Source organism: Agromyces excoecariae (genome assembly GCF_051715505.1).
GTDB lineage: Bacteria > Actinomycetota > Actinomycetes > Actinomycetales > Microbacteriaceae > Agromyces.
The window spans coordinates 89,979-103,955 of record NZ_JBPSLA010000005.1; the positions used below are offsets into that span (position 1 = coordinate 89,979).

Here is a 13,977-nt window from a genome sequence, read left to right on the forward strand (position 1 = left end):
TGAGGCAGGATGGAGGGCACCAGACCGACTTGGAGTGATCCCACCCATGGGAACGACCGTCTTCGAACGCCGCCGCCCCGCGGCATCCGTCATCGACCGCAGCCTCGCCGACACCGCGCACCGCGTGTTCTGGCTCGACGACCTCGCCGATGAGGCGAAGCGCGCCCGCGCCCGCCTCGAGGGCACGATCGTCGCCGACCTCGCCGTGGTCGGCGGCGGGTACACGGGCCTCTGGACCGCCGTGCTCGCCAAGCGCGCCAACCCCGACCTGCACGTCGTGCTGCTCGAGGCGAAGCGCATCGGGTGGGCGGCCTCCGGCCGCAACGGCGGCTTCTGCGAGGCGAGCCTCACGCACGGCCGCGAGAACGGACTCTCGCGCTGGCCCGACGAGATCGACGACCTCGACCGACTGGGGCTCGCGAACCTCGACGCGATCGAGGCGTCCGAGGCCGAGTTCGGCATGGACTTCGAGTTCGAGCGCAACGGCGCCCTCGACGTCGCCGTCGAGCCGCATCAGGTCGAGTGGCTGCACGAGGCGGCGGCGGATGCCGCGTCGCGCGGCGACGACACCGTGAAGCTGCTCGACGAGCACCAGGTCCGAGAGGAGGTCGACTCCCCCACCTACCTCGGCGCCATCTGGAACACGCGCACGAGCGCCATCCTGCACCCGGCGAAGCTCGCGGCCGAGCTCGCACGCGTCGCGGAGGAGGCGGGCGTCGAGATCTTCGAGGGCTCGCCGGTGACGCGCCTCGACACCCCCGGCTCGACCGGTGCGGTGCAGCTCGTCACCGAGCACGGGCGGGTCGACGCGACGCGCGCGGTGCTCGCGACGAACGTCTTCCCGTCGCTGCTGAAGCGCAACCGCCTGATGACCGTGCCCGTCTACGACTACGTGCTCATGACCGAGCCGCTCTCCGACGATCAGCGCGCGGCGATCGGCTGGGCGAACCGCCAGGGCATCGGCGACATGGCCAACCAGTTCCACTACTCGCGCATGACGCGCGACGGCCGCATCCTGTACGGCGGCTACGACGCGATCTACCACTTCGGCGGGCGGGTCCGCGACGCCTACGAGGACCGCCCCGAGAGCTTCGAGAAGCTCGCGAGCCACTTCTTCACGACGTACCCGCAGCTCGAGGGCCTGCGCTTCACGCACAAGTGGGCCGGCGCGATCGACACGTCGACGCAGTTCACGGCGTTCACCGGCCTCGCGCGCGACGGCCGCGTCGCCTACGCATCCGGGTTCACCGGGCTCGGCGTCGCGTCGACGCGGTTCATGGCCGAGACGATGCTGGACCTGCTCGCGGGTCGCGACACCGAGCGCACGCGCCTGAAGATGGTGAAGACGCGCCCGCTGCCGTTCCCCCCGGAGCCCGCGGCGTCCCTCGGCATCAACGCCACGCGCTGGTCCCTCGACCGCGCCGACCACGACGGAGGACGACGCAACATGCTGCTGAAGACCCTCGACGCCCTCGGCCTCGGGTTCGACTCGTGAGCGCGCCCGAGCCGGCCTTCGCCCGACTCGTCGCGGGTGCGATGACGGATGCCGCGAGCCTCCCGCTCGCGCACGAACCCGTGCCGGCCGAGCAGGTCATCGCGGGCGCGCCCGAGACCGGGTACGCCCCGCTCGACGAGCCCGCCGACGGCAGGCGCACGGGCGAGCTCGGCGTGTGGGAGATGACGCCCGGCGCGATGCGCGACATCGAGGTCGACGAGGTGTTCCTGGTGATCGCCGGCGCGGCGACGGTCGAGTTCGTCGAGCCGGCGCTGCCGGCGATCGAGCTGCGGCCGGGCTCCGTCGTGCGCCTCGACGCGGGCATGTCGACCGTGTGGACCGTGACCGAGACGCTGCGGAAGCTGTTCATCGCGCGCTGACCCGCGCCTCCGCCGCTTCCTTCCCGCTGCTCGGCAAGCCCGCCGTCAGAGCTCGCAGTCGAGCGCGAGCGCCGCGTAGTCGAGCACCGCCCGTCGGCACTCGGCGCGATCGAGAGCGAGACCCAGCAGCGGGTACATGTCGTACGAGTCCTCGAGCGCGACGAGGTTGCGGGCGATCGCGGCGACCGGCATCCGCGGGCGGAAGGCCCCGACGCCGGCCCCGATCTCGAGGGTCGTGCGGTACAGCATCACCTGGCGCTCGATGATCGACCGGTGCATCGGGCGCAGCTGCGGGCGCTCGGGGAGCAGCGCGATGCTCTCGTAGACGATCCGGAGGTCGTCGCTGATCTGGTCGGGGATGCCCGCCTCGATCATCGCCCGAAGCCGTTCGCGGGGATCGCCGACCTCCTCCGCGATCCGGCGGCGGCGCTCGTAGAACTCCTCGAGCACGCCCTCGACCGCGGCCGCGACGAGGTCGTCGAAGGTCGGGAAGTAGTACAGCACGCTTCCCGCGCTGACCTCGGCCTCGGCCGCGACGGTGCGGACGTTGGCCTGCAGGATGCCGCGCTCCCCCGCGACGCGGCGCAGCGCCGCGACGAGTGCGTCGCGGCGCTGCGCCTGCCGGCTGCTGCTCTGATTCACGTGTGCCGTTCCTCGCGGGTCAGTCCGTCCTGGGCTCCGCCAGTTCGGCGTACTGCGCCGGGTTGCGCCGGCGCAGGACCAGTCCCCACACGATACCGGCGACGAACAGCACCGGGGTCGGCAGCAGGAGCAGGAGGTTGGGCAGGCCGTCGAGCCCGCTCACGTACTGGAAGTTCAGCGCGATGAGCAGGAACCCTGCGATCAGGCCTGCGGCGCCGAGCACCGGCGCACCGATGACCCGGAACCAGCCGTGCCCGCGCCGGTCCTTCGCGAAGAACCCGACCACCGAGACCGCCGCGACGGCCTGGGCGAACACGAGCCCCGCCACGCCGGCCGCGTACGCCCAGATTCCGAGCTGCAGGAGCGGGTCGGCGCCGGTGGCCCAGGCGATGAGGATGGCGACGACCGCGATGGCGGCGATCGTGGTGCTCGCCACGTGGGGCGCATGGCTGGTCGGGTGCGTCCGGGCGAGCGGCTTCGGGAGCAGTCCCTCTCGGGAGAGCGAGTAGAGGTACCGGCTCGACGCGTTGTGGAATGCCAGGAGGCAGGCGAAGAAGCTCGTCACGATGAGCACTTGGAGGACCCCGCCGGCCCATGCGCCGAGGTACTGCTCGCCGGCGATGAAGACCGTCGACTCGAAGTCGTCGCCGGCGACGAGCTCGAGCACACCCTCCGCGCCGAAGGCGACCGTGAGCACCCAGAACGTGAAGGCATAGAAGACCGCGAGGAACCCGATCGCGATGTACGTGGCGATCGGCACCGTGCGCGACGGGTCCTTGGCCTCCTCGGAGTAGATCGCGGTGCCCTCGAACCCGATGTAGGCGCCGAAGCCGATCACGAACAGCGCGGCGACGCCGGGCGCGAGGAACACGTTCTCGGGCGCGAACGGCGCTGCGCTCAAGGGCTCGGGGCCGCCGTTGACGAGCACGGCGATGGAGAGCACGAGCAGGATGCCGACCTCGGCGGTGAGCAGGACGGCGAGGACCTTCGCACCGACGTCGACCTTGCGGTAGCCCAGGAAGGCCACGCAGCCCGCCGCGATGAGCGACCAGATCGGCCACGGGAGGTCGAGGCCGAGGAGGTTCGCGAATGTCAGCTGGGCGAACAGCCCGAGGAAGCCGTAGAAGCTCACCGAGAGCGCGATGTAGGCGAAGACCGTGACCAGGGCGGTGCCGATGCCGAGCGGCTTGCCCAGCCCCTGGGAGGCGTACGCGTAGAAGGCGCCCGTGTTGCGCACGTAGCGCGACATCGCCGTGAAGCCGACCGCGAAGAGCACGAGGACCACGCCGCAGATGAGGATGGCGCCGGCGGCGCCGATCCCACCCAGTCGCATCGTGGTGGGCGCGCCGCTCGCGACGACGGTCAGCGGCGCCGCGGCGGACACCACGAAGAAGACGATGTCCCAGACGCGCAGGCGTCCGCCTGCGAGCCTGCCCGCCCCGGCCTCTCCTCCGGTCGGTGTATCGGCCACGGCCTCGGGTGCGTGTTGCGTCATTGCTCGTACTCCTCACCGCGCCGCGGCGCTCGGGACATGGACGGGACTTGAACAGTGATTCAAGTTCTCCTCACTACTCGTTGTCAACAGTGTTATGTTGAGGTCTCGTAACATCTGAACGCGTGTTCGAAATCTTGGAGTGAGTCGATGACGACGTCGAATGCCACCACCCACGGCCCGAGGGCCCGCGACCTCGGCGTGCCCTTCGACGGCGAGCCCGGTCGCTGGAACGCCCTCACCGACGTCCCCGGCGTCGAGGTCGGCTACACGACGATCATCGAGGGCGACCCAGGTGACCCGTCCGTCGCCCGCACGGGCGTCACCGCGATCCTCCCCCGCGGTCGCGACGGCGTCGGCGTGCCGTGCGCCGCCGGCATCCACTCGCTCAACGGCAACGGCGAGCTCACCGGCCGCAGCTGGATCGAGGAGTCCGGCGCCCTCACGCTGCCGATCGGCATCACGAACAGCCATTCGGTCGGCGCGGTTCACTCGGGCATCGACGAGTGGGCGCACCGCGAGCACCCCGAGCTCTCCGCGGAGTGGATGCTCCCCGTGGTCGGCGAGACGTGGGACGGCTACCTCAACCAGATCAACGCCGGGCACGTGCGGCCCGGGCACGCGATCGCCGCGATCGATTCCGCAGCGAGCGGGCCCGTCGCGGAGGGCAACGTCGGCGGCGGCACGGGCATGAACTGCTACGGCTTCAAGGGCGGGTCCGGCACCGCATCCCGGATCGTCCGGCTCGGCGCCGAGACCCACACCGTCGGCATCTTCCTGCAGGCCAACTTCGGCACCCGCGACGAGCTGCGGCTCGCCGGCGTCCCCCTCGGCCGGGCGTCGGCCGCTCCGAACCCGTACGAGGACCTCGAGTGGTTCGTCCGCGACGGCCAGCGGGCGCGCGTGCGCGCCGGATCCGGCAGCGTCATCGGCATCGTGGTCACCGACGCCCCGCTCCTGCCTGGCCAGTGCGAGGCCCTCGCCCGCCGAGTGCCGCTCGGGCTCGCCCGCACCGGCACGAGCGGAAGCCACTTCTCGGGCGACATCTTCCTGGCGTGCTCGACCGCCAACGCGGGCGCCTTCACTTCGAGCATCCCGACCACCGAGCCGGGCGACGACCCCTGCGAGACCGCGCGCTTCGTGCCGTGGGGCCGCATCGACCCCTACTTCGAGGCGGTCGTCCAGGCCACCGAGGAGGCCGTCGCGAACGCGCTCGTCGCCGCCCGCGACATGGTCGGCCGCGACGGTCATGCCAACGTCGCGCTCCCCCACGACGAGGTGCGCGCCGCGTTCGGCGGCCGGGTCGAGCACCCGGCCGCCTGAGCCGACCGCGCCTCGCGCTCAGCCCGAGGTCACTCGCGCCCGGGGATCGGCCGGCACGCGCACGTCGGCCACCTGTTCGAGGTGCGGATGCCGCTGGTCGCCGTCGTCGACCACGCCCGTGTGCCACGTCAGCCGCAGCTCGTCGGGCGCATCGACGAGCATCGCGAGGTTGTTCGCGAACCACGGCCCCTTCACGGTGCGCCAGCGGAACGGCGCGTCGGGCACCTTGGCAGAACGCGCGGCGAGCCGGCCGATCGGCGTCGCCGCGCCGTACGACATCACGACCGAGAACCAGCGCATGACCCGCGGCAGCGGGTTCCGGATGGGCGAGCACACGGCCTGGAGGATCCGCGACCCGGGAACGTCGTCGCGGTCGACCTGGGCGAGGTAGGAGTAGTGCACGTCGCCCGCGAGGAACAGCACGTTCTGCGGGGCCGGCCCGCGCTCGCCGGCGGCGAGCTCCCGGACCATCCGCGCGACCTTCTGGAACGTGTCCTCCCACGCGGCCCAGTGCTCGAGGTCCACGGCCTGGCGGAGTGTCTCGCCGACGCGGGCGGCCCGTCGACCCCATGCGCCCTGCGAGATCGCCTCATCCCACGCCTCGACGTTGTGCAGGCCCATCGGGAGGAGGAACGGGAGGGAGGTCGCGATCAGCACGTGCCGGAATCCGCCGCGCAACTGCGCGTCGAACCAGTCGAGCTCGTCGGGGTCGAGCAGGGCCCGGGCGTCCGGGTCGAGCTGGCGGGCGGCGCGCGAGTCGACGACGACGAGGCGGATGTCGTCGAAGTCGCGCGTGTAGCTCCACCGGACGCTCGTCGGCTCGCGGTCGCTGCGGTCGGCGAACGCGTCGACCTCATCGGTGAGGTCGAGTTCGCCGTCGCCGTCGTGACCGGCCACCCGCTGCCAGAGCTCGTCTCGAGACCGCTCCTCCGGGGTGAGGTTGCCGAGGTGCTGGTACACCCAGTACGACCCGAGCCCGGCCACGATGCGGCCGTGCCACCAGGAGGTGGCCTCCATCTCCTGCTTCCAGTCGTGCGAGGCGTTCCAGTCGTCGCGGATGTCGTGGTCATCGAAGATCATCGCGGTCGGCACCGTCGAGAGCAGCCAGCGGTTGGCGGGGTCGGACCAGGCGAGCCGGTACAGGTGGGCGTACTCCTCGTAGTCCTTCAGTTCCTCGCCCGGCTCCTCGTCGATGTCGCGCTTGTTCCGTATGAACTCCTGCATCTCCTCCGAGGTGATGTCGGCGTAGACCTGGTCGCCGAGGAACATCATCAGGTCGGGTCGCTCCGCGTAGCCGTCGGCGAGCGCGAGCGCGAACGTGCGCATCGCGTCGACGCCGTGCGTGAGGTTGCCCTTCAGGTCGTGCGGCACGCTCGTGCGGCACGACCCGTACGCCATGCGCAGGCGTCGGCCCGGCTCCCAGGTCGCGACGACGGATGCCGGCAGCTCCGAGTCCGGCTCAGGCCAGGCCTGCTCGCCGTCGACTTCGACCTCGTACGGCAGCACCGACCCCGGCTCGAGCCCATCGAGCTCGACGAGGGCGTAGTGGTGGTCGTGCACGGCGAAGGTCCGCGCCTGCCAACTGCGGCCGTCGGCCCGGACGCGGACCGTCGCGGCGTCCGCGGTCTCGACCCAGATCGTCGCGGAGGTCTCGCCGACGTGACGGAGCATCGGGCCGAGGATCAGCGGGGAGGTCATCACCTTGTTCTACCTCGCCGCCCCGTCGAACGTCACGGGGTTGCGATGGCCCGGACGACCGCTCCACCGCGCCCCGCCCGGCGTCAAGGCCCTCCCTACGTCGGGTGTCGCTGGCAGGATCGGCTGCGTCCACGGAAGGAGCTCCCATGCCGCAGTTCGCCGTCCTCATCTACGCTGACGAGTCCGCGCACGCCCTCGACGCCTCCGGGGCCGAGCTCGAGGAGAACGATCGGCACGCCGAGGAGCTCGCGGCCTCGGGCTCGATGGTCCTCGCCTACGCGCTGACGCCGCGCGCCGAGGCGGTCTCGGTGCGCCGGAGCGGGGTCACCGCCGGGCCGTTCGTGCCCGATGCGCCGTTCGTCGCGGGGTACTACGTGCTTGAGGCGCCCGACCTCGATGCGGCGGTCGCGATCGCGCGCGAGAACCCGGCGGTCCGCACGAGCTCGGGCGGCGTCGAGGTCCGACCCGTCCACAGCGGGGGCGTGATCGGCGGGTCCGGCTGAGCCGATCCGGGTGAGCCCGTCGCTCGGGCTCAGCCGCAGAACCGGCTATGCCGCCAGCCTTCCCGCCGCATCCGTCGTCGTCGGGGCCGGGTCGATGCGGAACGTGCGCCCGAAGCGTTCGAGCAGCTCGCCGCCGCCCGTGAGCACCGCGATCCCGGGCGCACCGGGGTCGCCAGACAACAGGCCGGACAACGCGGTCGGCGCGACGTCGAGCTCGAGCACGGCCTGCGGCACCGGCTCGAGCGCGGAGCGTCGACGCGGCTGCGGCAGGGCGCCGTCGCCGACGGGCACGATGTCGAGCGTGCGGCCGACGACGATCGCCGAGAGCGACACCTCGCCCGTGTGGAGCACGTACTCGGTGGGCGGGAGCTCGGCCGCGGCATCCGGTCGGAATGCCGCGCGCAGCGCGAACGCGAGCGAGTCGGCGCTGACGCCCTCGTCGTCGCCCGGCTCCCCGCCGAGGCCCCACCCCCATCGTTCGAGCGCGACGAGCACGGGTTCGAGGGCGCGGCCGAGCTCGGTGAGCTCGTAGCCGCCGCGCACCATCGGCACGCGGCGGAGCACGCCGGCCTCCTGCAGCTCCTTCAGGCGATCGCTGAGGATGTTGGTGGGGATCCGGGGCAGGCCCGCCTTCAGGTCGCCGTACCGGCGGGGGCCGACGAGCAGGTCGCGCACGATGAGCAGCGCCCATCGGTCGCCGACCCGCTCGAGGGCCCTCGCCGTGCCGCCGTGCTGGCCGTAGCCGCGCGCCGCTCGCGTCGCCATGCGGGGTCGCTCGACCTCGCGGGTCAGGCGCTCGCGGCGGCGTCGACGCCGTGCTCGGCCAGGTAGGCCTCGGGACCCATCTGCGCCGCGGCGGGCTCCATGAAGAGGAACCCGAGGATGTTGCCGTCCGGGTCCTCGAGGTCGCGCGAGTACATGAAGCCGTAGTCCTGTGCCTCGCGCGGTTCGGTGCCACCCGCGGCGAGGCCCTTCGCGAGCACCACGTCGACCTCGTCGCGCGAGTCGCGGGTGAAGGCGATGCTCGTCTGCGCGTGCGTCGTCGTGTCGATGATCTGCTTGTCGGTGAACGTGCCGAGGTACTCCTTCGTGAGGACCATGAAGTAGATGTTCTCGTCGAGCACGACGCAGGCCGCGTTCTCGTCGGTGAACGCCGGGTTGATGGTGAAGCCGAGGGCCTCGTAGAACGACTTGGACCGCTCGAGGTCGGTGGTGGGCAGGTTGACGAAGATGCTGGTGGTCATGGTTTCCCCCTGGATGTCCGGTGGTCGGGTCCGGCCGGTCGGCCGACATCCGATAGCTTGCTCTTTGCAAGTGAACTTGTCAATAGCAAGTGAATGGATGCCTCGCCGGCGGACTCAGCGCACGCCGCTCCGTCGCACCAGCAGCGCCAGGTGCAGCGCCGTCTGCGTCTCGCCGTCGTCGAGGTCGACGTCGAGCAGGTCGCCGATGAGCGCCAGCCGCTGGTAGAACACCGAGCGCGAGAGATGGCTCGCCTGCGCCGCCGCGGTGCGGTTGCCCGGGTGCGCGAGCATCGCCGCGAGCACGTCGAGCAGGTCGCCGCCGCGCGCGAGGTCGTGCTCGATGAGCGGGGCCAGCATGCGCTCCCCGAGTTCCTGCAGCCGGTGGTCGTCACGCAGCGCCGTGACGAGCCGGACGAGCGGGCGATCCTGCGACCGACGCACGATCGGGCCGCGCGCGCCGCGCGCGACGGGCGTGCGCGAGAGGTCCAGCGCCTCCTGCACCGAGACGAGGAGCCCGTCGAGGTCGGCGGAGCGCGCACCGATCGACAGCACGACGCCCGAGGCATCCGTCGCGCCGTCGGCCCTCGTGGCGAGCTGCCCGGCGAAGCGTCGCGCCGCGTCGTCGTCGAACCGGGTGCCGGCCGGCAGCGACACGAGCAGCACCCGAGCGGATGCCGCAGCACCCGTGCCGACCGGGCGGCCGTCGAGCGCGCGCCCGCCGAGCACGCGAGCCGCGGCATCCGCCTCGCCCTCCGCACCGCGCCCCGCCACGACGACGCCGTAGAGGTCGGCGCCGTGCACCGGCAGGCCCGCCGCCTCGAGACGCGCGGCCGCGCCGCCGGACGCCGCGAACCGCCCCCCGAGCAGGTGCTCGACGAGGCGTTGCCGCCCGATGCGGCCCCAGGTGTCGTCGTCGCCGTCGGCGAGCCGCCCGAGCGCGAGGGCGATCGCGCCATGTTCGAGCACGCTCGTCCGACCGGCGGGGTGCGCCGGTCCGGGCAGCGCGATGAGGTGACCCCACCGGATGCCGCGCGCCTCGACCGGAACGATGAGCCACGCGTCCGGGGCGGCGGCGGGCGACCCCGTCGCCGCGCCGCGCCCGCCGACCCCGTTCGTCGACCGGCGGCGGTGCGCATCGCGCGAGCGCAACTGCCAGCCGGTGAGCACCTCCTCCTCCGATGCCGGGGGAAGGTCGGCCGCGACGACCTCGTGCGAGAGGTTCTCGAGCAGCACCGGGGCATCGAGCGTCTGGGCGAGCTGCTGCACGATGTAGTCGGCCGGCGCGCCGCGCAGTGCGAGCGCGGTGAACCGCTCGCGCACCTCGTCGCGCGCGTGCAGTGCCGCGGTCTGCTCGGAGATGATGCGACGGTGCACCGCCTGGGTCAGCCCGACGAACTTCACCTCGCGGTGCAGCGCGGCGAGCGCGAGACCGTGTTCGGCGGCCGCGCGGTGCACGACGGCCGGCACGTAGCGGTAGTGCGCGCCGAGCTCGAGCACGAGGCCCGAGATGCCGACCTCGACGAGTCCGGCGATGAACGCGCGCAGCTCGTCGGGCTCGGTCGGCCAGCCCGACCCGGTCGAGAGCAGCAGCTCGCCCCCGTCGAGGAGGCGGGCGACGCCGGCACTGTCGGAGACGTGCACCCAGCGCACGCGAGCGTCGAGCGCCGCGTCGCCGACCAGCACCTCCGGCACACCCGCCGCGACCGCGTCCAACGCGAGGATCTCGCCGACCGTCGGCAGCGCGTCATCCGTCCCGGAGCCGTTCGCACCGTTCGCCACGATGCCCGGACGATCCGTACGATCTGCTTCGTCTTCACGACGCTCTGGCATCGGTTCGGCCTCTCTGCCTCTGTAAGACTGGGGAAACGCCAGCATAGACGACGTCGGTCGATCTGTCCGATCCCGAGGTTCGAGCCGGCGGAGCCACCGACGACGCGATGCCGAGGCATCCGTCGCCACGACCCACCGAAGGACTGCCATGAGCCTCACCGAGACCGCCTCGTCGCCCGCCGCGACCACCGACGTGCCGCAGATCGGGCACTGGATCGACGGCGCACTCCGCGCCTCCGCCTCGGGGCGCACCGCGCCCGTGTACAACCCCGCGACCGGTGCGGTGCAGGCCGAGGTCGCGCTCGCCGACCAGGCCGAGATCGACGAGGCGATCGCGTCGGCCGAGCGCGGCTACCGCGTCTGGAAGGACTACTCGATCGCGAAGCGCCAGGGCGTGCTCTTCGCGTTCCGCGAGCTGCTGAACTCGCGCAAGGGCGAGCTGGCCGAGATCATCACGCGCGAGCACGGCAAGGTCCTCTCCGACGCGATGGGCGAGATCCTGCGCGGCCAGGAGGTCGTGGAGCTCGCGACCGGCTTCCCGCACCTGATCAAGGGCGCGTTCTCCGAGAACGCCTCCAACGGCATCGACGTGTACTCGCTGAAGCAGCCGCTCGGCGTCGTCGGCGTCATCTCGCCGTTCAACTTCCCCGCGATGGTCCCGATGTGGTTCTTCCCCATCGCGATCGCCGCCGGCAACGCGGTCGTGCTGAAGCCCTCGGAGAAGGACCCGTCGGCCGCGCTGTGGCTCGCCGAGCTGTGGAAGGAGGCCGGCCTGCCCGACGGCGTGTTCACCGTCCTGCAGGGCGACAAGCTCGCCGTCGACGGCCTGCTCACCAGCCCGGTCGTGCAGTCGATCTCGTTCGTCGGCTCGACCCCGATCGCGCAGTACATCTACGAGACCGCCTCCAGGCACGGCAAGCGGGTCCAGGCCCTCGGCGGGGCGAAGAACCACATGCTCGTGCTGCCCGACGCCGACCTCGACCTCGTCGCCGACCAGGCCGTCAACGCGGGCTACGGCGCCGCCGGCGAGCGCTGCATGGCCATCTCGGTCGTGCTCGCCGTCGAGCCCGTCGCCGACGACCTCATCGAGAAGATCGCCGAGCGCATCGCGAAGCTGAAGATCGGCAACGGCGCCGGCACCGACGCCGGTGACGGCACGCTCCGTGAGCCCGACATGGGCCCCCTCATCACCGACGTGCACCGCGACAAGGTCGCCTCCTACGTCGACATCGCCGAGGCCGACGGCGCCCGCGTCGTCGTCGACGGCCGCGGGTTCACCGTCGACGGCCACGAGGACGGCTTCTTCTTCGGCCCCACCCTGCTCGACCAGGTGCCCACCACGAGCCGGGCGTACACCGAGGAGATCTTCGGCCCGGTGCTCTCCGTCGTCCGCGTCGAGAGCTACGACGAGGGCCTGGACCTGATCAACTCCGGCCAGTTCGGCAACGGCACCGCGATCTTCACCAACGACGGCGGCGCCGCCCGCCGCTTCCAGAACGAGGTCCAGGTCGGCATGATCGGCATCAACGTGCCCATCCCCGTCCCCGTCGCCTACCACTCCTTCGGCGGCTGGAAGCAGTCCCTCTTCGGCGACGCCAAGGCCTACGGCGTCCACGGCTTCGACTTCTTCACCCGCGAGAAGGCCATCACCAGCCGCTGGCTCGACCCCGCCACCCACGGCGGCATCAACCTCGGCTTCCCCCAGAACCACTGACCCCTCGCTGATCTCTCCACCGGGATGACGCGAACGGTCGCGGCCGCGACGCGGTGCGACCGTTCGGGTCATCCCATCGGGTGAAAGGACCCCACATGACCGACACGCTCATCCCGACCGAGGCCGGCGAGACGGCGGGCGCCGAGGCGACGACGGATGCCGCGACCGCGGCCTCGTACGTCGACCGCCGCGGCGCACGGCACGCCCTGCCCGACCCGGCCGCCGAGGCGCAGGTGCGCGCCGACGACCGCGCCCACGTGTTCCACTCCTGGAGCGCGCAGGCGCTCATCGACCCGCTGCCCGTCGCCGCCGGCGAGGGCGCCACGTTCTGGGACTACCAGGGCAACGCCTACCTCGACTTCTCGTCGCAGCTCGTGAACCTGAACCTCGGCCACCAGCACCCCGACCTCGTCGCGGCGATCCAGGACCAGGCCGCTCGCCTCGCCACGATCCAGCCCTCGATGGCCTCCGACGTGCGCGGCGAGCTCGCCCGCCGCATCGCGGAGGTCGCGCCCGGCGACCTCGACAAGGTGTTCTTCACCAACGGCGGCGCCGACGCGAACGAGTACGCGGTGCGCATGGCGCGCGCCGTGACCGGCCGCCGCAAGGTGCTGTCGATGTACCGCAGCTACCACGGCGGCACGGCGACGGCGATCTCGCTCACGGGCGACCCGCGCCGCTGGGCCAACGAGCCGAGCGACGGCTCGGTCGCGCACTTCCTCGGGCCGTACCCGTACCGCTCGTCGTTCCACGCCGAGACGCCGGAGCAGGAGACCGAGCGCGCGCTCGCCCACCTCGAGCAGGTCATCACGCTCGAGGGCGCGTCGACGATCGCCGCGATCATCATCGAGACCGTCGTCGGAACCAACGGCGTGCTCGTGCCGCCGCCCGGCTACCTGCAGGGCGTCCGCGCCCTCGCCGACAAGTACGGCATCGTCTACATCGCCGACGAGGTGATGGTCGGCTTCGGGCGCATCGGCGAGTGGTTCGCGGTGAACCACTTCGGCGTGACCCCCGACCTCATCACCTTCGCCAAGGGCGTCAACTCGGGCTACGCGCCGCTCGGCGGCGTCGTGATCTCCGACCGGATCGCGTCGCACTTCGACACCGTGGCGTTCATGGGCGGCCTGACGTACTCGGGGCACCCCCTCGCGTGCGCGCCCGGCGTCGCCACCTTCGAGGTGTTCGAGCGCGATGGCATCCTCGAGCGGGTCCGCGACCTCGGCAGCCGCGTCGTCGGGCCTCGCCTGGCGGAGTTCGCCGAGAAGCACCCGTCGGTCGGAGACGTGCGCGGCCTCGGCCTCTTCTGGGCGATCGAACTGGTCCGCGATCGCGAGACCCGTGAGCCGCTCGTGCCGTTCAACGCGTCGGGGGCGGATGCCGCGCCCATGGGCCGGGTCGCCGCGGCGTGCAAGCAGGCGGGCCTCTGGCCGTTCATCCACTTCAACCGGATGCACGTCGCGCCGCCGCTGGTCATCAGCGAGGCCGACCTCGTCCGCGGGCTCGACATCATCGACGCGGCCCTCGACGTGGCCGACGCCGAGCTCGGCTGACGCCGGAGTCTCCGCGGGGGCGCCGCCCGACCTCGGGTCGGGCGGCGCCCCCGGCGTGCCCGGCCCGGGGAGCCCGCTCGGCCAGCCGGAGGGCCAGGGAGGC

12 protein-coding genes are annotated in these 13,977 nt (G+C 72.0%); 6 read left to right on the forward strand and 6 right to left on the reverse strand.

Going from position 1 to position 13,977, the window contains the following annotated elements:
• The first annotated feature begins 46 nt into the window (after positions 1-46).
• Entirely contained in the window at positions 47-1,495 is a 1,449-nt protein-coding gene (locus ACSJD1_RS07180) for an NAD(P)/FAD-dependent oxidoreductase (protein WP_438854633.1), read from the forward strand.
• Positions 1,492-1,875: a cupin domain-containing protein gene (locus ACSJD1_RS07185; RefSeq protein ID WP_438854634.1), complete on the forward strand. Its 384-nt coding sequence runs from the start codon at positions 1,492-1,494 to the stop codon at positions 1,873-1,875. Before ACSJD1_RS07180 ends, ACSJD1_RS07185 begins: the two co-directional genes overlap by 4 nt.
• A gap of 45 nt (positions 1,876-1,920) precedes the next feature.
• Here ACSJD1_RS07185 and ACSJD1_RS07190 read toward each other — a convergent pair whose 3' ends face one another.
• Positions 1,921-2,517, reverse strand: coding sequence for a TetR/AcrR family transcriptional regulator (locus ACSJD1_RS07190; protein WP_438854635.1), 597 nt, complete (start codon positions 2,515-2,517; stop codon positions 1,921-1,923).
• Between the two features lie 19 nt (positions 2,518-2,536).
• Entirely contained in the window at positions 2,537-4,012 is a 1,476-nt protein-coding gene (locus tag ACSJD1_RS07195; RefSeq protein WP_438854636.1) for an APC family permease, read from the reverse strand.
• 147 nt (positions 4,013-4,159) lie between these two features.
• On the opposite strand from ACSJD1_RS07195, the gene ACSJD1_RS07200 reads away from it, so the two are divergent.
• Positions 4,160-5,332, forward strand: coding sequence for a DmpA family aminopeptidase (locus tag ACSJD1_RS07200; protein WP_438854637.1), 1,173 nt, complete (start codon positions 4,160-4,162; stop codon positions 5,330-5,332).
• A gap of 18 nt (positions 5,333-5,350) precedes the next feature.
• On the opposite strand, the gene ACSJD1_RS07205 is transcribed toward ACSJD1_RS07200, so the two are convergent.
• A complete protein-coding gene (locus ACSJD1_RS07205) occupies positions 5,351-7,030 on the reverse strand; it encodes an alkaline phosphatase D family protein (protein WP_438854638.1) in 1,680 nt (559 codons plus the stop codon).
• 146 nt (positions 7,031-7,176) lie between these two features.
• Here ACSJD1_RS07205 and ACSJD1_RS07210 point away from each other — a divergent pair, with 146 nt between their 5' ends.
• A complete protein-coding gene (locus ACSJD1_RS07210; RefSeq protein WP_438854639.1) occupies positions 7,177-7,533 on the forward strand; it encodes a YciI family protein in 357 nt (118 codons plus the stop codon).
• 45 nt (positions 7,534-7,578) lie between these two features.
• Here the strand turns inward: ACSJD1_RS07210 and ACSJD1_RS07215 are convergent, their stop codons facing one another.
• From ACSJD1_RS07215 to ACSJD1_RS07225, 3 genes are all read right to left on the reverse strand, one after another.
• On the reverse strand, positions 7,579-8,298 hold the full coding sequence (locus tag ACSJD1_RS07215; protein WP_438854640.1) for a winged helix-turn-helix transcriptional regulator: 720 nt from the start codon (positions 8,296-8,298) through the stop codon (positions 7,579-7,581).
• A 23-nt stretch (positions 8,299-8,321) separates the two neighbouring features.
• Positions 8,322-8,777, reverse strand: a complete 456-nt coding sequence (locus ACSJD1_RS07220) for a VOC family protein (protein ID WP_353815878.1) — start codon at positions 8,775-8,777, stop codon at positions 8,322-8,324.
• A 114-nt stretch (positions 8,778-8,891) separates the two neighbouring features.
• The gene (locus ACSJD1_RS07225; protein ID WP_438854641.1) at positions 8,892-10,556 is read right to left on the reverse strand and encodes a PucR family transcriptional regulator; all 1,665 of its coding nucleotides are present in this window, start codon (positions 10,554-10,556) and stop codon (positions 8,892-8,894) included.
• 199 nt (positions 10,557-10,755) lie between these two features.
• Between ACSJD1_RS07225 and ACSJD1_RS07230 the strand changes: the two genes are divergently transcribed.
• Both ACSJD1_RS07230 and ACSJD1_RS07235 read left to right on the forward strand, forming a co-directional pair.
• Positions 10,756-12,321: a CoA-acylating methylmalonate-semialdehyde dehydrogenase gene (locus ACSJD1_RS07230; RefSeq protein WP_438854642.1), complete on the forward strand. Its 1,566-nt coding sequence runs from the start codon at positions 10,756-10,758 to the stop codon at positions 12,319-12,321.
• A 95-nt stretch (positions 12,322-12,416) separates the two neighbouring features.
• A complete protein-coding gene (locus ACSJD1_RS07235) occupies positions 12,417-13,874 on the forward strand; it encodes an aspartate aminotransferase family protein (protein ID WP_438854643.1) in 1,458 nt (485 codons plus the stop codon).
• Positions 13,875-13,977: the final 103 nt, after the last annotated feature.

What these genes read in the sequence shown, in the direction of transcription:
- ACSJD1_RS07180 (WP_438854633.1), top strand. Translation starts at nt 47, where the DNA reads ATGGGAACGACCGTCTTCGAACGCCGCCGCCCCGCGGCATCCGTCATC.
- ACSJD1_RS07195 (WP_438854636.1), bottom strand. Translation starts at nt 4,012, where the DNA reads ATGACGCAACACGCACCCGAGGCCGTGGCCGATACACCGACCGGAGGA.
- ACSJD1_RS07200 (WP_438854637.1), top strand. Translation starts at nt 4,160, where the DNA reads ATGACGACGTCGAATGCCACCACCCACGGCCCGAGGGCCCGCGACCTC.
- ACSJD1_RS07205 (WP_438854638.1), bottom strand. Translation starts at nt 7,030, where the DNA reads ATGACCTCCCCGCTGATCCTCGGCCCGATGCTCCGTCACGTCGGCGAG.
- ACSJD1_RS07210 (WP_438854639.1), top strand. Translation starts at nt 7,177, where the DNA reads ATGCCGCAGTTCGCCGTCCTCATCTACGCTGACGAGTCCGCGCACGCC.
- ACSJD1_RS07215 (WP_438854640.1), bottom strand. Translation starts at nt 8,298, where the DNA reads ATGGCGACGCGAGCGGCGCGCGGCTACGGCCAGCACGGCGGCACGGCG.
- ACSJD1_RS07220 (WP_353815878.1), bottom strand. Translation starts at nt 8,777, where the DNA reads ATGACCACCAGCATCTTCGTCAACCTGCCCACCACCGACCTCGAGCGG.
- ACSJD1_RS07230 (WP_438854642.1), top strand. Translation starts at nt 10,756, where the DNA reads ATGAGCCTCACCGAGACCGCCTCGTCGCCCGCCGCGACCACCGACGTG.
- ACSJD1_RS07235 (WP_438854643.1), top strand. Translation starts at nt 12,417, where the DNA reads ATGACCGACACGCTCATCCCGACCGAGGCCGGCGAGACGGCGGGCGCC.